Source organism: Flavobacterium sp., from assembly GCF_017744675.1.
In the GTDB taxonomy this organism is placed as follows: Bacteria; Bacteroidota; Bacteroidia; order Flavobacteriales; family Flavobacteriaceae; genus Flavobacterium.
The window spans coordinates 186563-206464 of the sequence record NZ_JAGIAV010000001.1 but is presented as its reverse complement, the minus strand read 5'-3'; the positions used below and the strand labels follow the sequence as shown (position 1 = coordinate 206464).

The following is a 19902-nucleotide window of genomic DNA, read 5'->3' as shown; positions in this document are numbered from 1 at the left end:
CCTAATTTTTGAGAGTGCAAATTGAATATTTTTTGAGAAGTAAGATGTTAAAGAATGGTTAAAAATTCGACCAATGACCTAATTTTAAGGACTAATTGTGAATCTATTTTTATATTTTTAAGAACTTTGATGATTATGTTTTATTAAAGCATAATTATTACCAAAAATAACGCATAATTATTATGAGCAAAACAGTCTTATCGCCTATAATTTCGGGCACTATGAATTGGGGAGTTTGGGATAAAAACCTTACAACTAGCGAAATGGAAAACATGATACAGGTAAGTATCGAAAACAAAATCACAACTTTTGACCACGCGGACATTTACGGTTCGTATACAACCGAAGCCGATTTTGGAAAAGCCTTCCACGCTAGTAAAATCGATCGCGAAAAATTACAATTAATTACCAAGTGCGGTATTCAGATGATTGCTGATAAACGCCCCGAAAACAAAATCAAACATTACGATTATTCTAAAGATTATATTATTAAGTCTGTAGAAAAATCTTTGAAGAATTTAAAAACTGATTATGTTGATGTTTTTTTACTTCATAGACCAAGTCCGTTAATGCAGGCTGACGAAATCGCAGAAGCTGTAGAGAAATTAAAAGGAGAAGGAAAAATTATTGATTTTGGACTTTCTAATTTTACTAGTTCTCAGACAGAATTAATTCGTCAAAAAACAGAAGTTAGTTACAATCAAGTGCAATTTTCGGCAACACATTTTGAACCAATGCTAGACGGAAGTTTAGATTATATGCAAACTCACGGAATTCGTCCTTTATCTTGGAATCCGCTTGGAACTGTTTTTAGAGAAGATACAAAACAGACTCGCCGTTTGAAAAAACTGTTTTCTACTTTGTTAGAAAAATATCATTTAGGTGCAGATACGCTTTTATTGGCTTGGATTCTAAAACATCCGGCAAAAGTAATTCCTATTGCAGGAACTGTTAACGTTGCTCGAATTCAATCTTTATCAAAAGCGGTTGAATTAGAAATGGAGAAAGAAGATTGGTTTGCGATCTGGACTGAAAGTATGGGCAACGATGTGCCTTAATTCAAAATTAAAATAATTTGTTGGGCGACATGAATAAATGTAATTTAAACACATAGAAGCATAGATTTTTATTGCTTTTGTTTAAGATTACCGAAAAAGCAAGCTTTAACACATAGCTATGTGAATTAAAATTAGTGAAACGCCTTTTTTAAGTTTACACAAGCTATGTTTCTATGTGTTAAAAATAATTTCACCCAACGAGTTAAAATAAAAAGAGAATACGATTTTACGATCGTAAACATTAAAAAGTAGGATATGTTGCGTATCCTACTTTTAAACAATCAAATTTAAAGCAATGCCACAAATAAAGTTATTTCCTCGCATTGAGGAAGTATTTGAAAATCCTTCAGAGTTTCACAAAATTGTTTTTTTTCCACTTCTTACGGTTGAATTAAGTTCTATAAATAAAGGGAACGGAAAAGTCCATTTCATTACATTATTTGGAAATGGCGATCCCGAAGTTGAAATTTTAGACAGTAATTTTGATTACAATTTTGTTAAGTTTCAAAGAGTCGGAGACAAGTATAAGTTTGAAGGAGATTTTTATCAGATTCCTAAGTTTGAAAAAGCTATTGAATGGTATAAAGAGGCAGAAACTATTTATAAAGAACATAAAGATAAATACATAGTAAAAACAGAATTTGTCAAAGAAGAAGATCAACGAAGAAGAAAAATAAATTTTGATTATTACTATTATATAAAAGGAGTGATTAATTATTGGCTAACTAGAGATATGTACCTTGAAACGGGTAAATTTATACAAGGAAATAGTTATTCAGGCGGATATAGCAATCATGAAAGAGAGAAATATGAATCTTTAGGAGATGATCACGAATATGATTTTGAATACCTGCAACCTATCTTAGATTATTTGGAAATGGATTTAGAAAGCTTAGATTTTATTGGAAATCTGACAGGATATAATTATTCAGAATTGGGTGAAGACAAGATTTTCCTATTTGTAGATGAAAAGAAAAATGAAGTCCTGCAATATTTTGCCTGGAGTTAAATATTTTGAAGCTTTGGTTTCGTAATTTTTGAAAAATGATACACTTAGAAAAATTTGAGAAAAAAGATTATTCTGAATTGATTAATGCTGTCAAAAGTGCAAAAGATTTAATGCAATTTGGCGGACCAGAATTTACTTTTCCCTTAACAGAAAATCAAATAGACAAGACGCTTTCTGATGAAAATAGAATAGCTTTTAGGGTTGCAAATGCTTCTAACGGCAATACGATCGGACATTGCGAAATTTACTTTTACGACGGTTTTGCAAAATTAGGACGAATCTTGATTATTGACGAGAACCAGAGAGGAAAGGGAATTGGCGAGCAAATGGTAATTTTATTGCTGCAATATATTTTGGAAAACAGAAAAGAAAGAAACATTGAATTGAATGTTTTCGATTTTAATATTGGAGCCCAAAAGTGTTATGAAAAAGTTGGGTTTATTTTTAATGCTAATAAAAAATACTTAAGAGAAGTAGACGGAGAAACTTGGACAGCGCTTAATATGGTGTTGAATTTGGACGAATGGAAAAATAAGAACGTAGAATCGTTTCCATTTGAGTGATAAATATAGAAGAGTTGTGACTTAAATTCTTAAAACGAGTCATAAAAAAAACAGCTATCTTATTTTTAGGATAGCTGTTTTTTTTAGATCTAAAGATTTATTGTAAAGTAAGTGTGTTCATGTTTGAGATTTGCCCATTTACCACAACCACATTAGGAACCACTAACGCTGGTAGTTTTGAACTTGCATCGGGTGTAATGGTTACAGAGTAAGTTCCTGCCGGGATACCATTTAGCTGAAATACTCCTGTTTCGTTTGTATAAGTTGAAACAGTTGTATCTCCAACTTGAACAGATACTAAAGATTGGAAAGAGAATGGCGTTACTATTCCTTTAATTATTCCAGATGTGGCAGTTGTAGACACTCTAATTACAGGATGTAAATTGAAGTTGCCAGAATTGCCAGCTTCTACAACAACAGAATGTTCCACATCAAAATCTAATAAAAAATCATAAGTTGCACCAGCTGTTAAGGTTTGATTAACTTTTAATTTTAAACCAGATTGTTGCGCGCTTGGCGTTTTTAATGGGTAAGTTACACCACCTTTAACAACAGTATTATGCTCTCCAAGAATTAATCGAATCTGACCTAAAAAACCAGAAGGAACATCGTTATCTGCTAAAAGCACATTTACACCGCCAGTTAAATCCAATAAATTATATACTCCAGGTTTTATATTTCCAATACTAACCCAGCCGTCTTCACTAGTTTCTGCATTGCTTTTAATTTTAACGTCTAAAACTTCAACATTTACCTGATCGTAATCACCAGGCGCATCAGTCATTCGTACACTAACTTTTGAAGTTTGTGTGCCATCATTACCATCGCTACTGCTACAGCTTGCTAGTAATAAGGTGGATAATGAAGCCAAAAGAAAAATTCTAAATTTGAGGTTTGGACTTTTCATAAATTTGTTTTTTAAAAAATTAGTAAATTAATAACGAAAAACAGAATTCATTTAGTGTTCTTATCAGTAATTTTGCATTGATATTAATCAAATCTTAAGGAAAAGGTTAAGAAAGAAAAATGGATACACTGCTTTAAATCTGTGGAAAAATAATTAGAATAGTTGGCTTCATATTTCACCTGTACAAGTACGTGTATCGGTTTAAAATAAAATGCCTTTTTTAGATAAAGTAGAACGATGGTTCTATGTATTAAACAAAATATTTGCAATGAAAAAAACAGTTTTAATTACTGGTGCTACAAGTGGAATCGGAAAAGCGACCGCTCAGATTTTAGCAAAAAACAATTATAAAGTGGTGCTTTGCGGAAGACGTAAAGATCGTTTAGAAGAACTTGAAAAAGAACTTTCGGCTTTTACAGAAGTACATTCTTTGGCATTTGATGTTCGTGATAAAGAAGATGTGCTGCAAAAAATAGGTACTTTGCCAAACGATTTTGCCACAATTGACGTTTTAATTAATAATGCTGGAAATGCTCACGGTTTAGATCCGATTCAAAATGGGAATTTAGACGATTGGGATGCAATGATCGACATTAATGTGAAAGGTCTTTTATACGTTTCAAAAGCGATAATTCCGCAGATGGTAGAAAGACAATCTGGTCACATTATTAATATTGGTTCGACTGCAGCAAAAGAAGTTTACCCGAACGGGAATGTCTATTGCGGATCTAAACATGCCGTTGATGCCATTACTGCTGGAATGAGAATCGATTTAAACCCGTTTGGAATTAGGGTTGGAGGAATTCACCCCGGAATGGTGGCAACAGAATTTAGCGAAGTTCGTTTTAAAGGAGATGTTGAAAGAGCTGCCAATGTTTACAAAGGATTTGATCCGTTGCAAGCTGAAGATATAGCCGATATTATTCATTTTGTGGTTTCTAGACCTTATCATGTAAACATTGCAGATTTGGTCGTTATGAGTACGGCACAAGCTTCATCTACGATTGTTAAAAAGAATATTTAAAAATTAGAGCATTAGACTTCTTAGAAGTTAGATCTTTAGATTATCTTAGGAATCTGAAAATCATAAATCTAAGAAGTCTAAAATCTAAAAAGAATTTAGTTGCTGAGTTGATATTCTAAGTTGGTCTAAAATTCTAATTTTCTAAGTAAGTCTAAAAGAAGATGATTAATAAGCGCCTTTTAATTAAAAATCTCCTCGCTCATAATGACGAAAGCAGTTTTTATGATAAGAAAAGGCAATTGAATCTTCATTCGCGAGAAGGGAAAGGCAAATTTCTAAAACACATTTGTGCATTATCCAATTCTAACCCGAATAACAATTCATATATCGTGGTTGGAGTAGAAGATCAAGACAATGAAATTGTAGGCGACGACTTTTTTGATGATAGCCGAATTCAGAATCTGGTTAATGCTTTTTTAGAAAATCCTCCAAAAATTCAGTACGAAAACGTTCCTTTTCCCAATCTTCCAAAAGACAAAGTAATCGGTTTGGTTACGATAAAGCCGAAAAGTAAAATCTCTTACTTTAAAAAAGGAATCCATACCATTTTGGCCAACAGTGTTTTTATAAGACGTGGCAGTAATTCAATCCCTCTGGAAGAACACGAGGAAATTGAAAAAAACAATCAGAATACAGAAACAGTAATCGGAATTGAGAATAGCTCTCGAAACAGCATTCAGTATACTTTAGACGGCGTTATCGATTTTATGAATTTCAGGCATAAAGATATGTCTCCGAAATATCGCGTTTTCAAAGAATTATTTGTGATTTGCTGGGCAGGTGTACCCAAAAAAATGCGAGATAAAACCTTTCTCTCAAGAGTTGATATCGAATTAATCAACGAACAGATCAAGCTTTTTTATTCAGCTCAAGATGTGGTTACGATCGAATATAACGATGATACTTTTACCATTACAGAATATGTTCCGCTAGGATTAAATGACAAAACGAGTTATTATCCGTTAGAAGAGCAAACCATTCATTTCTTTGACAACGGTTATTATAAAATCGACCGTCAGATGCTTTTTCAGCCGCCAGAATTCAATAGAAAAATGCTTCATCATATTTATAACTCCAATATTGTACTGCTTCGGAAATTGGAGAAAGAGATTTCTTTATCTGATCGAGAAATGAAAGATCTGGAAAATCTGCCTTCTACTTTTATGATTTGTTATTTGAATGGTTTTGAAGATGCCAGACAAAAACTAATTGATGCAAAATTGCTTTTGAAACCTTATAAAAATGTGTATTCTTCTTTTAAAGAAGCATTGAGGGTTTTGCGTAAGATGAAGTATGATGTGCAGTAACCTAAGGTTCTGAGTTGCTGAGACGCTAAGATTCTGAGTTTTTTTATGTAGAGACGCACTGCAGTGCGTCTACGTCCAGCATATCGACAAAGATTGTGTTAGACGCACTGCAGTGCGTCTCTACGATATACAGGGGTCAAATTAAATGGCTTAATTTATTTTTTCTATTGAAAATTCAAATATTTCTTTACTTCTTCGTATGGAAATAATAATTCTTTTGGACCGTCTGCGTACGATGCCGCTTCATATGAGTTGTAATATAAAAGCAAGCCTGCAGAGGTGTAAAAGATATTTTGAGGAAGTTGAAATGTATCGTTTTCAAACATTAAACCTGTAGCATTGATATTGGCCCTTTCTGGAATTTTATATTTGGATCGGAATGTTTTTTCAGCGAAAGCTTTAAACTCTTTTTCGTTTTTAAATAGCTGTTTATTGAAGATAGTTTTTCCTGTTTTTTTATCGAATAATAAAGAACGATAGCCTTGATAGCCATGAGCGCCTCCTGTAAAAGTATAATGGTCAATTTTAAGGTTTAGAACCTGATCCGATTCGAACTCAACGTTTCCAACTATTTTAGCTTCCCAACCAAAAGTGTCGTTTGGGAATTTTTGATGCATTTCTTGGTATGAAGTAATAAAAGATTTTGCCAATGATCTGTAATCATCAACTTTTACCGAATCTTCTTCAAAAAATACCATCTCTTTAATTACAGCAAAGACTTTTTTATTGATGCTGTCTGACGTTACTTTAACATTTTTAGCAATGGGGACTTTAATTGAGATTTTTGGACAGTCTTTTGTGCAAGGCACAGTAGATTTTTCTTCAAACGTTTCATTCTCAAATGAAAGCTCTTTTTTGCAACTTGTAAAAATCAAACACAAAAAGATTATAAATAAGTAATTTTTCATATCAAAAAGTGTTAATTATCTACAAAGGTAAGAAGTTGTGTCGCGATAAAATAAATTAAGCGGTAAATTTGTACAAGAATTTAGAAATTAAAATTTATAACTATATGAAATTCAATACAAAAGTTATTCACGGAGGACAGCATCATGATCCAAGTACAGGAGCTGTTATGCCGGCAGTGTACCAGACTTCAACATTTGTGCAAACAAGTCCAGGGAAACCTTTGGCAGATTACGAATACAGTAGAGCTTCAAACCCAACTCGTACGGCTTTGGAAGAAGCGCTGGCAAGTATTGAAAACGGAACTCGCGGATTGGCATTTTCGTCTGGTCTTGCAGCAACAGATTGTGTTTTAAGATCTTTTAAAGCTGGAGACGAAATCATTGCAATGGATGATTTGTATGGCGGAACATACAGAATGTTTTCTCGCGTTTATAAAGATTCGGGTATTAAATTTCATTTTGTTGATATGACGAATATCGAAAAACTGAAAAGTTTAATCAACGAAAATACAAAGTTAATCTGGGTAGAAACTCCGACCAATCCGTTAATGAAATTGGCAGACATTCAGGAAATAGCTAAAATTACTCAGGAGAAAAAAATTCTTCTTGCAGTAGACAATACTTTTGCAACTCCTTATTTACAAAAACCTTTAGATTTAGGAGCAGACATCGTAATGCACTCGGCAACAAAATATTTAGGAGGACATTCTGATGTTATTGCAGGAGCATTAATTGTAAAAGATACTGCACTTGGCGAACAATTGCATTTTCAGCAATTTGCAACAGGAGCAACTCTTGGGCCAATGGATAGTTTTTTGGTTTTGAGAGGAATTAAAACTTTGGCTTTAAGGGTTCAAAGACATTGCGAAAATGGGGAAAAAGTGGTTGAATACTTGAGTAATCATCCTAAAATTAAAACCGTTTATTATCCAGGTTTAAAGAATCATCCGTTTCACGAAATTGCTAAAAAGCAAATGAAAGCTTTTGGAGGAATGGTTTCTTTCGATTTTAAATCAGGTAAAAAAGAAGATTCTATTGCATTTTTAGAAAAACTGAAAGTGTTTACATTGGCTGAATCTCTTGGTGGAGTAGAATCATTAGCTAATCATCCTGCTTTAATGACACACGCTTCTATTCCTGCAGATAAAAGAGCAGAAGTTGGTATTACTGATGATTTAGTTAGATTAAGCGTTGGTATTGAAGATGCAGAAGATTTAATTGCAGATTTAGAACAAGCTCTTTCTTAACGAAAGAAATTCCAATAAAAAAATCCCAAATTCCAATTAATAGTTTTGGAATTTGGGATTTTTTATTTGGTAATATTTTAGATTTAAAATTCTAAGTAGTAGATGTATCCAAAGTTAAACCAAACCTGCCAATCGTTAGATTTGTTTTCTTTGTAAATATCTTTATTTGGGTTTAATCCGTCAATCCAATCTGTGCTATACATCTGGAAACGAGTTTCAAACATTAAATCACTCATGGTAGTTAATTTGTAATGAACTCCGATAGCCGCTGTTGCAGATAAAGCTATACCTGTTTCTGTAGAAAAACCATGTGCTCGTCCATCAGATGGAGTTAAGTACTTTCCTGGAGTATTAGCAGGAAGTGTAATGTCTCCTAAATGTGATCCAACTTTTGCTGAATAATAGCTTGCCTGAAACCCTACAGCTCCATACGGACTAAGGCTACCAACTGAGTTTTCGAAGTCGTGAATTTTCATAAAAGGAGAAAATTCGAACTGAGCTCCTAAACCTAATATGCTAGAACTTGCGTGCATGTTTTTTAATTGCTGTGCAAATAGACCATTCGGCTTATGTTCGACCCATTGTCCAAAATGTTTTAAAGTAGTTCTGCTAAAAGATAGATCAGTTCTAACTTTAAAATGTTCTGTGAAATAATTTTCTCTATTGTTATTGGCAGAGAAGTTAATAAAGTGCATAATTCCGACACCAAAACCAGTGTTTCCTACGTTGGTGTCAAAGTTATGTCTTTCACCAAAATCAGATTGTAATGTAACGGGGCCGGCGTAGATTCCGATCTCTTGAGCTAATCCTTGAGCTGATACAGCACTTGTTATGCCGAATAAGGCAAGTAATGTGATAAATAGGGGTTTAGACATTTTTTGGGGGCTTACAAATCACGGCAAATATATAAAAAACATAATCGATTCAAAATATTAAATCGCTGTATTGAAAAATAAGTATCAAAATACTTAATTTACTAACTTTTAAAAGGTAATTTGCATGTAAACACCTACATGTAAAATGTGTTTTTTTGGAATGCTTGAAAAAAACACAAATCGTTTCAAAAAAGTGAAAAATGTAACATCGAATCATTATTTGCTATATCTTTGTCTGTTAAAACGAAAACGTTTTCTTAAACATGATTTCTTAGTTTATAAGAACGAAAACTAAATCTAAATTATCTGAAAAATTTATTTCAAAGATGGAACAAAAAATAAATGAATTTATGGCTCTAATTGAGTCAAAAAATCCAAACGAGCCAGAATTTCTTCAAGCTGTTAGAGAATTTGCTGAAACAGTTATCCCGTTTATAGCAGAGCGTAAAAAATACGATGGAAAAAATCTGCTTTTAAGAATTGCAGAACCAGAACGTTCTATCATTTTTAGAGTTCCGTGGGTAGACGATAAAGGAGAAATTATCGTTAACAGAGGTTTCAGAATTCAAATGAACTCTGCAATTGGACCTTACAAAGGAGGAATTAGATTTCACCATTCAGTAAACCTGTCTGTTTTAAAATTCTTGGCTTTTGAGCAAGTATTCAAAAATAGTTTGACAACACTTCCTATGGGAGGTGGAAAAGGAGGTTCTGATTTTGACCCAGAAGGAAAATCAGATGCTGAAATTATGCGTTTCTGCCAGTCATTCATGACAGAATTATGCCGTCATATTGGTCCAGATCTTGACGTTCCTGCTGGAGATATTGGTGTAGGAGCTAGAGAAATTGGTTACTTATTCGGGCAATACAAAAGAATTAGAAATGAATTTACAGGAGTTTTAACTGGAAAAGGTTTGGCTTACGGAGGTTCATTAATTAGACCAGAAGCAACAGGATATGGAGTAGTTTACTTTACAGATCAAATGCTTCGTACAATTGGTCATGAAATTAAAGGAAAAAAAGTGGCTATTTCAGGATTCGGAAACGTGGCTTGGGGTGTTGCTTTAAAAGTAAATGAATTAGGAGGTAAAGTAGTTACTATTTCTGGTCCTGACGGATACATTTATGACGAAGAAGGTATTTCTGGAGAAAAAATCGACCATATGGTTGAAATGAGAGCTACTGGAGATAACAGAGCAGAAAGATATTTGGAGAAATATCCAAATGCTATTTTCCATAAAGGAAAAAGCCCTTGGGAAGTAAAAGTAGACATCGCTATTCCATGTGCTACTCAAAACGAATTGAACGGAGATGATGCTAAGAAGTTAATTGATAATGGCGTTTTATGTGTAACTGAAGCTGCAAACATGCCTTCTACTTTAGATGCTATTAAACTTTTCTTAGATAATAAAGTGTTATTTGCTCCTGGAAAAGCGGCTAATGCTGGAGGAGTTGCTGCTTCTGGATTAGAAATGACTCAAAACTCTATCCGTTTAAATTGGACTAGCGAAGAAGTAGACTTAAGATTGAAAGATATCATGGTTGGAATTCATAACCAATGTAAAAAATACGGTGCAGAAGAAGACGGATATGTTAACTATGTAAAAGGAGCTAACATTGCAGGATTTGTAAAAGTTGCCGATGCTATGCTTGCACAAGGTGTAGTTTAAAATTTGGCTGCAACAATTAAAAATGCCCTCGTTATCTTCAAAAGATATCGGGGGTATTTTATTTAGACTAAAAATTAAATAAAATCCCGTTTGTAGTATATTTGTCTATTCGAATATATGAAATGATGAAAAAAATATTTTTCTGCGGTTTATTTTTACTTCTCATTCAGCTTTGTGGAGCGCAAAGCAAATTGTCTTGGCAGGGATATTTTTCATTTAACGAAATAAAAGATATATCCGAATCGGCAACGACTGTCTACGCCGCTTCAGAAAATGCCTTGTTTTCAAAAAATACAACTACAAATATCCTCAAATCGACTACTACAGTTGACGGACTTTCAGGCCAGACCATTTCGGCAGTTTATTATAGCGAAGCATTCAAAAAAACAATAATCGGTTACGAAAATGGTTTGATGATTTTAATAAATGAACTCGATGGAAGTATTCTTAAAGTAGTAGATATAATTAATAAGCAACTGCCAGCAAATACGAAAAAGATCAATCATTTCATGGAAAATAATGGTTTGGTATATGTGTCTTGCGATTTCGGAATTGTTCAGTTTAATCTTAAAACGTCTCAATTTGGAGACACGTATTTTATTGGTGATAATGGAGTCGAAATAAGCGTAAAGCAAACCGCATTGTTTAACGGATTTATTTTTGCAGCAACATCAAGCGGTATAAGAAAAGCAGATAGTGCAAATGGCAATCTTATTGATTACAAACAATGGTCGGTTGTAAATGCAGGCGATTGGTCTAGTGTTGAGACTCTCGATACAGAACTTATTGCAATAAATAGTACAGGATACATTCATAGATTTAATTCAAATACTTTTGTAGGCTTTTTGCAACTGCCTCAAGCGACTGTTGACACAAGAGCAAAAAATCATAATTTATTTGTTACAACTCCAAATACTGTTTATGTGTATAATAATCAGATGGTGCTCAATCGCCAGATTACAAATAGTCAGGTTTTGGACAATACTTTAAATTTTAGCTGTGCAACCGTAGTAGGGAATCAGATTTTTATTGGAACAAAAGAAAAAGGATTGTTTGTTTCTACTTTAAGTAATGTTTCTGCTTTCGAAAATAGCACGCCTAGCGGTCCAGTTCGCAATAATATTTTTTCTATAGATGCTGGGGCAAATACTTTGTGGGCAGTTTATGGCGATTATGACGTTTCGTATAATCCGTATCCATTAGACAGTTACGGAGTTAGCCGATTTAATGCTTCTGGATGGCTGAATGTTCCTTATTCTAATGTTTTTGATGCAAAATCAACAACTAGAATCTGTATAAATCCAAATAATGAAAAACAGGTTTATGCCAGTTCTTTCTTCTCTGGGCTATTAAAAATTCAAAATGAGGTTCCAACTCTTTTGTATAATGAAAAAAATAGCGGTTTGGAATCCATTTCTACAGAAGGACCAAATTATATAGACGTTCGAATTAATGCAACTGCTTTTGATAAATCTGGCAATCTTTGGGTAACCAATAGCCGAATCAATAACGGATTGAAAGTACTAAAAACAAACGGGCAGTGGGGGAGTTATGAGATGACTTCGATCTTAGACGATGCAGAAAAAGATAACTATTCAAGTATAGCTATAGATCGAAATAATGTAAAATGGATTGGAACTTTTAAAAGTGGAGTTGTCGGATTTAATGAAAGTACTAATACATTCAAGAAAATGACTTTTGGTGTTGATGCCGGTAATTTGCCAATTGCAGATGTTAGGGCGATAGCTCTAGATACAAAAAATCAGCTATGGATAGGAACAACAAAAGGTTTAAGGGTTTTGTCTAATATTTCGAGTTTTCAAACAGAAAGTCAGTTAAAAGCCAATCCGATTATTATAACCGAAGACGATTTGGCTCAAGAATTATTATATGAACAGTTTATTACTTCAATTGCAGTTGACGGAGCAAACAATAAATGGATAGGAACTGCCGATTCTGGCATTTTTATGGTTTCACCAAATGGTCAGGAAACAAAATATCATTTCACGATAAACAATTCGCCATTGCCGAGCAATTATGTAAATGATGTTAAGATAAATCCGAAAACAGGAGAAGTGTTTATTGCAACCAACAAAGGATTGGTATCGTTTGGCGGAATAGCAACAGAACCAAATGATGATTTGAATAATGTATATGTCTACCCAAATCCAGTTCGTCCAAATTACAACGGAACAGTGAAAGTTGCTGGATTAATTGATAAAGCCAATGTTAAAATCACTGATATTGAAGGAAATTTGGTTTACGAAATAACTTCCTCTGGAGGAACAATCGAGTGGGATACTACCGCTTTTGGTAAATATAAAGTAGCTTCTGGAGTTTATATGGTTTTTATTTCTGCGCAAGACGGAGGAGAAACTAAAGTTAAGAAAGTAATGATTATTCGATAGAAATTAGTGTTCAGTGTCTAGTTTTTAAGTGTTCAGTTTGATAAAAACTTGAAACTTGAAACTCGAAACAAAAAAAACAAAAATCTTTTGCAAGTCAAAACCAAAGCCATAGTAATTTCTTCTTTAAAATTTCAGGAAAAAAGCTTGATCGTAAAATGTTTTACGCTTTCGAGCGGACTGAAATCTTATTTTGTGCGTGACGCTTTTTCCAGCAGAAAGGCCGGTCAGAAGATTGCTTATTTTCAGCCATTTTCTATTTTGGAAATTGAGGCAGTTCATAAGAACAAAGGGACTTTAGAAAATTTCAAAGAAATAAAAACCGCCGTTCCGTTTCAGAGTATTCATACCGATATAGTAAAAAGTACGATGGTTATGTTTCTTTCCGAAATGTTGCATTATTCCATTCAGGAGGAAGAGAAAAACGAACAGCTTTTTCTGTTTTTAGAAACCGCACTTACCTGGCTGGATCATCATGACGAAATTTCAAATTTTCATTTAATTCTACTTTTAGAAATTACAAAATACCTCGGGTTTTATCCCGATCTTTCAGATATTAACCTTCCTTTTTTTGAAATGAATGAGGGAGTTTTTACGTATTTTCAAAAGACAAATGTCCTTTCAGAACACGAGACAAGTTTGTTTAAAAAACTATTGGAATTAAAATTCGATAACGTCCAAAAAGTCTTTCATGTTTTAGAAAGGCAAATACTTCTTAAAATTTTAATCGATTATTATAGTCTTCATTTGGAGGGATTCAAAAAACCTAAATCTTTAGAGATTTTAAAAGAAGTTTTCTCTTAAATCGATAAAATGAGTGTTGTTTGTTGCGGAATGTACTCAAAATTTCCTGAAATCGGTCTTTTTTCCGTTATCTTTTATCTATTTCCCTCAAAATTCCTTACTTTCGCACCTCGTTTAAGAAAAGGATAAAATGAGTACAAAATTTACTGAATACAAAGGACTTGACTTGCCAACTGTAGCGTCTGAAGTTCTTGATTTTTGGAAGAAAGAAAATATATTTGAAAAGAGTGTAACAACTCGCGAAGGTGCTGAGCCTTTCGTATTTTTTGAAGGCCCGCCTTCAGCAAACGGATTACCTGGAATTCACCACGTAATGGCACGTGCGATTAAAGATATTTTTTGCAGATATAAAACTCAAAAAGGTTTTCAAGTAAAAAGAAAAGCTGGATGGGATACTCACGGTTTGCCTGTAGAATTAGGTACCGAAAAAGAATTAGGAATTACAAAAGAAGATATTGGTAAAACGATTTCTATCGAAGAATATAACGAAGCGTGTAAAAAAACCGTTATGCGTTATACCGACGTATGGAATGATTTGACCGAAAAAATGGGATATTGGGTTGATATGGAAGATCCGTATGTGACTTATAAACCAAAATATATGGAATCTGTTTGGTGGCTTTTAAAACAAATCTACGATAAAGGTTTGTTGTACAAAGGATATACCATTCAGCCATATTCTCCAAAAGCAGGAACAGGATTATCTTCTCACGAAGTAAATCAGCCTGGAGCTTACCGTGATGTAACGGATACTACAATTGTAGCACAGTTTAAAACGCTTCCAGAAACTTTGCCTTCATTCTTGCAAGGTTTTGGAGATATTCACATTTTAGCTTGGACGACAACTCCTTGGACACTTCCGTCAAACACCGCTTTGACAGTGGGGCCAAAAATCGATTATGTTTTAGTTAAAACTTTCAATCAATATACTTTTGAGCCAATCAATGTGATTTTGGCTAAAAATTTAGTTGGAAAACAATTCGGAAAAGGATTTTTCTTAAGTGAAGACGACGCTGATTTTGATAATGTGAAAAACGGCGACAAAAAACTTCCGTACAAAATCTTAACCGAAGCAAAAGGAGCAGATTTAGTAGAAATCCGTTATGAGCAATTATTGCCTTACGTATTGCCTTATGAAAATGCTGAAAACGCATTTAGAGTAATCTCAGGCGATTTCGTTACAACAGAAGACGGAACCGGAATTGTGCATACAGCTCCGACTTTTGGTGCAGATGATGCTAAAGTAGCAAAAGAAGCAAAACCAGAAGTGCCGCCAATGTTGGTTCTGGACGAAAACGGAACTCCAGTTCCATTAGTAGATTTACAAGGAAAATTCACTTCTCATTTAGGTGACTTAGCTGGTAAATACGTTAAAAACGAATATTACGATGCCGGACAAGCTCCAGAGAAATCTGTAGATGTTGAAATCGCTATTCGTTTAAAAGAAGAAAATAAAGCTTTTAAAGTTGAAAAATACGTGCACAGTTATCCACACAGCTGGAGAACAGACGAGCCGTTATTATACTATCCTCTAGATTCATGGTTCATCAAAGTAACCGATGTAAAAGATAGAATGTTCGACCTGAACGAAACTATCAATTGGAAACCTAAATCTACTGGTGAAGGACGTTTTGGAAATTGGCTTAAAAATGCCAACGATTGGAACTTATCTCGTTCTAGATATTGGGGAATTCCGTTGCCAATTTGGAGAACAGAAGATAAAACAGAAGAAGTTATTATTGGTTCTGTTGAAGAATTGTACAATGCAATCGAAAAATCGATCGAAGCAGGTTTCCAAAAAGAAAATCCATTCAAAGGATTTGAAATTGGTAACATGTCTGAGGCCAATTATGATTTAATCGATTTACACAAAAATGTGGTTGATGGACTTACTTTAGTTTCAGCTTCAGGAAAACCAATGAAGCGCGAAAGTGATCTAATCGACGTTTGGTTTGATTCTGGAGCAATGCCATATGCACAATGGCATTATCCTTTTGAAAACAAAGAAAAAATTGATGACAACAAAGATTTTCCAGCAAATTTCATTGCAGAAGGAGTAGATCAGACTCGTGGATGGTTTTATACTTTGCATGCAATCGGAACTTTGGTTTTTGATAAAATAGCCTACAAAAACGTAGTTTCAAACGGTCTTGTTTTGGATAAAAATGGAATTAAAATGTCTAAGAGTAAGGGAAATACAATAGACCCATTTAAAACCATTGCAGAAAACGGTCCAGATGCTACACGCTGGTATATGATTATGAATGCAAATCCGTGGGATAACTTGAAGTTTGACCTTGAAGGAATTGCTGAGGTTAAACGTAAATTCTTCGGAACACTTTACAATACCTATTCATTCTTCTCGTTATATGCTAACATCGACGGATTTAAATACGAAGAAGCTGAAATTCCGTTAAACGAAAGACCTGAAATCGATCAGTGGATTATTTCTGAATTACATACGTTGATAAAATTTGTTGACGAATGCTACGAAGATTACGAACCTACAAAAGCAACAAGAGCGATTTCTGACTTCGTTCAGGAGAATTTAAGCAACTGGTACGTTCGTTTATGCCGTCGTCGTTTCTGGAAAGGAGAATATGCAAAAGATAAAATTGCAGCTTACCAAACGCTTTATACTTGTTTGCTTACAATCAGTAAATTGAGCGCTCCAGTGGCTCCATTTTTTATGGACAAATTGTACCGCGATTTAACAACTTCTACGGGAACCGAGGATTTTGCTAGTGTTCACTTGGCTGAATTCCCAAAATTTGTCGAAAACTTTGTTAATAAAACGTTGGAAAGCAAAATGCAGAAGGCGCAAACGATCTCTTCTTTGGTGTTATCACTGCGTAAAAAAGAGATGATAAAAGTTCGTCAACCTCTGCAAAAGGTAATGATTCCAGTACTTGACGAGAATCAGCGTGCTGAAATCGAAGCTATTTCTGACTTGGTAAAAGCGGAGGTAAACGTGAAGGAAATCGAGCTTTTAGACGATGCTTCAGGTATTTTGGTAAAACAAATTAAGCCTAATTTTAAAGCTTTAGGGCCACGTTTTGGTAAAGATATGGGGCTGATTTCTAAGGAGATACAAGGTTTTTCTGCAGATCAGATCAACCAACTGGACAAGCAAGGGTCGCTAGATATTGTTATTGCAGGAAATAGTGTAACTTTATCATTAGAAGATGTGGAAATTACATCACAAGATATCGAAGGATGGTTGGTTGCTAATTCAAACGGAATAACAGTTGCGCTTGATATTACTCTTACCGAAGAATTAAAAAATGAAGGTATCGCTAGAGAATTAGTTAATAGAATACAAAACATCCGTAAAGATTCAGGATTTGAGGTTACGGATAAGATTAAAGTTCAAATAAAACGAGACGGTATTTTAGAAAATGCAGTTTCAAAAAATGAAGACTATATTAAGTCTGAAACATTAACAGACGAACTGGTTTTTGCTGACACGTTAGAAAACGGCACAGAAATTGAGTTTGATGATATTAGAACCATTATATTAATTTCAAAATAGTAGAAAATGATAGATGAAATTACAAGATACTCTGATGCAGATTTAGCAGAGTTCAAAGAAATAATCCAAGCAAAAATTAAAAAAGCACAAGAAGATCTTGATTTGATTAAAAGTGCCTATATGAACGATTTGAATAACGGAACTGACGATACTTCTCCAACTTTTAAAGCTTTTGAAGAAGGAAGTGAGACCATGTCAAAAGAAGCAAACTCACAGTTGGCTATCAGACAAGAGAAATTCATTCGTGATTTAAAAAATGCTTTATTCCGTGTAGAAAACAAAACATACGGTATCTGCAAAGTAACTGGTAAATTAATTAGCAAAGAAAGGCTTAAAATCGTTCCTCATGCTACAATGAGTATCGAAGCTAAAAACTTGCAAAGATAAACTGCGTAGAAATACGTAAGAGAAAAAGCGCTCCTTTAGGGGCGCTTTTTTTTGTTTAATGTTTAATGATAGGCGAGTTTGCTACTAATATCGCGCTTTGAAAGAAATTATCTATAATTAATCAAAATAATTTTAATCAAAAGGTGTTTCTTTTTGTAAGAACTATTTTGATTGGCTTGTTTTTGTTTTTTGAGTGCTTTTAATAAAAAAAACCGCCTTAAAAGGCGGTTTGTAATACAATTGAATTCAAGAAGCTTATGCTAGATTTTTTTCAACTTCAGCTTTATGTTTTCTTAAAATAGCTCTTGTCATACCTAAATTAGCTTTAGAAGCATCGGCAGCCAAATAGATCATGAATTTTTTGTTTGGAGAAATGTCGATAATATGAATTTGATTAGAAAGTGTAATCAAAATATCTTCGATATCCTGGTTTAAATTTAGGGCCTTTACAGCGCTTAATTTAGCTTTTACAACTTCGAGGTTATAAGCGGCAGCAAGTTCAGGATCAAAACTTGGGTCGATAGTTAAATTTCCGAAACTTAATCCAGATTCAATTTCTGTTACTGCTACAGCGATAAAGCCGTTTACGTTGCTTTTCATTTCATTTAAAAACACGTTTAAAAAATCATTGCTCATAGTTCATTTGGGTTATTTGTTAATAGAATTTTTGGTTTATTTCAATAGAGAATTTTTACTTAATTCGGCAGAAACTTCTTCTGTAGATCGCATTAATAATGCTAGATTGCTTCCTTCTTTAGAAAAAGCAACAATAAAATTAGAACCGCTTATTTTGTTTCCAACAATTACGCCTTCGGCGCTTTTCAGATACAATTGCTTTAAAGAGCCTTTTTCTAAATCAATTAAGAATTTTTCGCTCATCGATAAAATTGCAGCACTCATTGCAGCAATACTGTCTCCGTAATCCAGATTCAGTGAAGTAATAAGTTTGCCTTTTCCGTTTAATATTAAAGCTGCAGTAGATTTGGTGCTGACAAGAAAGTCATTAAGTGTGGTTGTGATTTCATTCATGATTTTGTAGGATTTTGGGAGGAATGTTAAATTGAGTTCATTTTGGTATTCATTTTCAAAAATTATTCACACTTATCCTAAACAAGTGTTAATTTTTATTAACAAATATAAATTAAATTATGTATCATTGTAGTACCAAATCAGTAATAATTTAAATTATTTACGACGAAAAACTTACATTATGGCTAAAGTATTGAAATTCAAAGAAGTAAACTCTGATACAGAGCGTAGAATGAAAGAATTTGAAAAACTGCGCGTGAAGTTTAAAGCTGATGTAAAAAAAGGAGAAGCTAAGAAATTGGCGGCCGGAAAAGAAAACAAAGGAATCTTTAAATCAATCTCTGATTTCTTCTCAGACAGTCCAAAGACACCAGCAAAAGCTGCCGTGAAAAAGTAAACTTTACAAGGTTTAGATTGGCAGATAAACTTGTTTAGTTGGTTGCAAAACAATTAACGCTCCTTTGGGAGCGTTTTTTTTGATTAAATTGTTATTTTTGCCCATCAAAAAATCATAAAATGTCATTACGAAAAGCGTACTTCCTTATATTCTTAGTTTTAATTGTTGATCAGCTTTCTAAAATTTATGTCAAAACAAATTTCGTTTTAGGCGAAGAGGTTGTCATTGCAGATTGGTTTAGAATTCACTTTATTGAAAATGAAGGAATGGCTTGGGGAACAAAAATACCAGGAGAATACGGAAAATTGATTTTGACAGTCTTTAGGATCTTTGCTGTAGTTGGAATTGGCTGGTGGCTTTCTGATTCGGTAAAAAAACGCCATTCAACTTATTTAATAGTTGCTATTGCATTAATCTTCGCAGGCGCAGCAGGAAATATTATCGATTCTGTTTTCTACGGAGTTATTTTTGATGACAGCACACATAATCTTGCAACAATTTTTTCTCCAGTGCCATACGGAACCTGGTTTCATGGTTTAGTTGTAGATATGTTTTATTTTCCTATTTGGGAAGGTGAGCTTCCGGCTTGGCTGCCGATATTTGGAGGAAAGCACTTTGCTTTTTTTAACGCCATTTTTAATGTTGCCGATGTAGCAATTTCTACTGGAGTAGGTATACTTTTGGTTTTCAATAAAAGAGCTTTTCCAAAACACTAGTTTTATCGATTTCTCAATTTTTTTTGATTTTTTAATTAATAGTGCGCTAGAAGTGCTATTTTTA

18 protein-coding genes are annotated in these 19902 nt (G+C 33.8%); 13 read left to right on the top strand and 5 right to left on the bottom strand.

The window, feature by feature from the left end:
- Window positions 1-182: 182 nt before the first annotated feature.
- From J7574_RS00945 to J7574_RS00935, 3 genes are all read left to right on the top strand, one after another.
- Window positions 183-1058: an aldo/keto reductase gene (locus tag J7574_RS00945; protein ID WP_290963005.1), complete on the top strand. Its 876-nt coding sequence runs from the start codon at window positions 183-185 to the stop codon at window positions 1056-1058.
- A gap of 295 nt (window positions 1059-1353) precedes the next feature.
- Window positions 1354-2067: a hypothetical protein gene (locus J7574_RS00940; RefSeq protein ID WP_290963003.1), complete on the top strand. Its 714-nt coding sequence runs from the start codon at window positions 1354-1356 to the stop codon at window positions 2065-2067.
- A gap of 35 nt (window positions 2068-2102) precedes the next feature.
- Window positions 2103-2630 (top strand): GNAT family protein, encoded by a 528-nt coding sequence (locus tag J7574_RS00935; RefSeq protein WP_290963000.1) that lies wholly within the window; start codon window positions 2103-2105, stop codon window positions 2628-2630.
- 97 nt (window positions 2631-2727) lie between these two features.
- On the opposite strand, the gene J7574_RS00930 is transcribed toward J7574_RS00935, so the two are convergent.
- Window positions 2728-3537 carry a DUF4382 domain-containing protein gene (locus tag J7574_RS00930; protein ID WP_290962999.1) on the bottom strand — a complete coding sequence of 270 codons (810 nt, stop codon included), beginning with the start codon at window positions 3535-3537 and terminating at the stop codon, window positions 2728-2730.
- Window positions 3538-3805: 268 nt separating this feature from the next.
- On the opposite strand from J7574_RS00930, the gene J7574_RS00925 reads away from it, so the two are divergent.
- On the top strand, window positions 3806-4561 hold the full coding sequence (locus J7574_RS00925) for an SDR family NAD(P)-dependent oxidoreductase (RefSeq protein ID WP_290962997.1): 756 nt from the start codon (window positions 3806-3808) through the stop codon (window positions 4559-4561).
- A 161-nt stretch (window positions 4562-4722) separates the two neighbouring features.
- Window positions 4723-5868, top strand: coding sequence for an ATP-binding protein (locus J7574_RS00920; RefSeq protein ID WP_290962995.1), 1146 nt, complete (start codon window positions 4723-4725; stop codon window positions 5866-5868).
- Window positions 5869-6032: 164 nt separating this feature from the next.
- Here the strand turns inward: J7574_RS00920 and J7574_RS00915 are convergent, their stop codons facing one another.
- Window positions 6033-6776 carry a DUF3298 and DUF4163 domain-containing protein gene (locus tag J7574_RS00915; RefSeq protein WP_290962993.1) on the bottom strand — a complete coding sequence of 248 codons (744 nt, stop codon included), beginning with the start codon at window positions 6774-6776 and terminating at the stop codon, window positions 6033-6035.
- Window positions 6777-6880: 104 nt separating this feature from the next.
- Here J7574_RS00915 and J7574_RS00910 point away from each other — a divergent pair, with 104 nt between their 5' ends.
- Window positions 6881-8023 (top strand): cystathionine gamma-synthase, encoded by a 1143-nt coding sequence (locus J7574_RS00910; RefSeq protein ID WP_290962991.1) that lies wholly within the window; start codon window positions 6881-6883, stop codon window positions 8021-8023.
- Between the two features lie 83 nt (window positions 8024-8106).
- Here J7574_RS00910 and J7574_RS00905 read toward each other — a convergent pair whose 3' ends face one another.
- Window positions 8107-8898, bottom strand: coding sequence for a glutamate dehydrogenase (locus tag J7574_RS00905; RefSeq protein WP_290962989.1), 792 nt, complete (start codon window positions 8896-8898; stop codon window positions 8107-8109).
- A gap of 326 nt (window positions 8899-9224) precedes the next feature.
- On the opposite strand from J7574_RS00905, the gene gdhA reads away from it, so the two are divergent.
- The 5 genes from gdhA to J7574_RS00880 all read left to right on the top strand — a co-directional run bounded on the left by gdhA (window position 9225) and on the right by J7574_RS00880 (window position 17696).
- Entirely contained in the window at window positions 9225-10568 is a 1344-nt protein-coding gene (gene gdhA, locus J7574_RS00900) for an NADP-specific glutamate dehydrogenase (RefSeq protein ID WP_290962987.1), read from the top strand.
- A gap of 125 nt (window positions 10569-10693) precedes the next feature.
- A complete protein-coding gene (locus J7574_RS00895; protein WP_290962985.1) occupies window positions 10694-12976 on the top strand; it encodes a T9SS type A sorting domain-containing protein in 2283 nt (760 codons plus the stop codon).
- A gap of 87 nt (window positions 12977-13063) precedes the next feature.
- Entirely contained in the window at window positions 13064-13777 is a 714-nt protein-coding gene (gene recO, locus J7574_RS00890) for a DNA repair protein RecO (RefSeq protein WP_290962983.1), read from the top strand.
- A 130-nt stretch (window positions 13778-13907) separates the two neighbouring features.
- Complete coding sequence (gene ileS, locus J7574_RS00885; RefSeq protein ID WP_290962981.1) at window positions 13908-17309, top strand: isoleucine--tRNA ligase; 3402 nt, start codon at window positions 13908-13910, stop codon at window positions 17307-17309.
- Window positions 17310-17315: 6 nt separating this feature from the next.
- The gene (locus J7574_RS00880; RefSeq protein WP_012022792.1) at window positions 17316-17696 is read left to right on the top strand and encodes a TraR/DksA C4-type zinc finger protein; all 381 of its coding nucleotides are present in this window, start codon (window positions 17316-17318) and stop codon (window positions 17694-17696) included.
- Window positions 17697-17951: 255 nt separating this feature from the next.
- Here J7574_RS00880 and J7574_RS00875 read toward each other — a convergent pair whose 3' ends face one another.
- Both J7574_RS00875 and J7574_RS00870 read right to left on the bottom strand, forming a co-directional pair.
- A complete protein-coding gene (locus tag J7574_RS00875) occupies window positions 17952-18332 on the bottom strand; it encodes a hypothetical protein (protein ID WP_290962976.1) in 381 nt (126 codons plus the stop codon).
- Between the two features lie 36 nt (window positions 18333-18368).
- The gene (locus tag J7574_RS00870) at window positions 18369-18725 is read right to left on the bottom strand and encodes a roadblock/LC7 domain-containing protein (protein ID WP_091494460.1); all 357 of its coding nucleotides are present in this window, start codon (window positions 18723-18725) and stop codon (window positions 18369-18371) included.
- 181 nt (window positions 18726-18906) lie between these two features.
- On the opposite strand from J7574_RS00870, the gene J7574_RS00865 reads away from it, so the two are divergent.
- Together J7574_RS00865 and J7574_RS00860 are read left to right on the top strand one after the other, a co-directional pair.
- Complete coding sequence (locus J7574_RS00865; protein ID WP_290962971.1) at window positions 18907-19122, top strand: hypothetical protein; 216 nt, start codon at window positions 18907-18909, stop codon at window positions 19120-19122.
- A gap of 119 nt (window positions 19123-19241) precedes the next feature.
- The gene (locus J7574_RS00860; protein WP_290962969.1) at window positions 19242-19838 is read left to right on the top strand and encodes a lipoprotein signal peptidase; all 597 of its coding nucleotides are present in this window, start codon (window positions 19242-19244) and stop codon (window positions 19836-19838) included.
- The last annotated feature ends 64 nt before the right edge of the window (window positions 19839-19902 follow it).

Coding starts and splice junctions, on each gene's coding strand:
- J7574_RS00945 (WP_290963005.1), top strand. CDS start 183: ATGAGCAAAACAGTCTTATCGCCTATAATTTCGGGCACTATGAATTGG.
- J7574_RS00940 (WP_290963003.1), top strand. CDS start 1,354: ATGCCACAAATAAAGTTATTTCCTCGCATTGAGGAAGTATTTGAAAAT.
- J7574_RS00935 (WP_290963000.1), top strand. CDS start 2,103: ATGATACACTTAGAAAAATTTGAGAAAAAAGATTATTCTGAATTGATT.
- J7574_RS00930 (WP_290962999.1), bottom strand. CDS start 3,537: ATGAAAAGTCCAAACCTCAAATTTAGAATTTTTCTTTTGGCTTCATTA.
- J7574_RS00925 (WP_290962997.1), top strand. CDS start 3,806: ATGAAAAAAACAGTTTTAATTACTGGTGCTACAAGTGGAATCGGAAAA.
- J7574_RS00920 (WP_290962995.1), top strand. CDS start 4,723: ATGATTAATAAGCGCCTTTTAATTAAAAATCTCCTCGCTCATAATGAC.
- J7574_RS00915 (WP_290962993.1), bottom strand. CDS start 6,776: ATGAAAAATTACTTATTTATAATCTTTTTGTGTTTGATTTTTACAAGT.
- J7574_RS00910 (WP_290962991.1), top strand. CDS start 6,881: ATGAAATTCAATACAAAAGTTATTCACGGAGGACAGCATCATGATCCA.
- J7574_RS00905 (WP_290962989.1), bottom strand. CDS start 8,898: ATGTCTAAACCCCTATTTATCACATTACTTGCCTTATTCGGCATAACA.
- gdhA (WP_290962987.1), top strand. CDS start 9,225: ATGGAACAAAAAATAAATGAATTTATGGCTCTAATTGAGTCAAAAAAT.
- J7574_RS00895 (WP_290962985.1), top strand. CDS start 10,694: ATGAAAAAAATATTTTTCTGCGGTTTATTTTTACTTCTCATTCAGCTT.
- ileS (WP_290962981.1), top strand. CDS start 13,908: ATGAGTACAAAATTTACTGAATACAAAGGACTTGACTTGCCAACTGTA.
- J7574_RS00880 (WP_012022792.1), top strand. CDS start 17,316: ATGATAGATGAAATTACAAGATACTCTGATGCAGATTTAGCAGAGTTC.
- J7574_RS00875 (WP_290962976.1), bottom strand. CDS start 18,332: ATGAGCAATGATTTTTTAAACGTGTTTTTAAATGAAATGAAAAGCAAC.
- J7574_RS00870 (WP_091494460.1), bottom strand. CDS start 18,725: ATGAATGAAATCACAACCACACTTAATGACTTTCTTGTCAGCACCAAA.
- J7574_RS00865 (WP_290962971.1), top strand. CDS start 18,907: ATGGCTAAAGTATTGAAATTCAAAGAAGTAAACTCTGATACAGAGCGT.
- J7574_RS00860 (WP_290962969.1), top strand. CDS start 19,242: ATGTCATTACGAAAAGCGTACTTCCTTATATTCTTAGTTTTAATTGTT.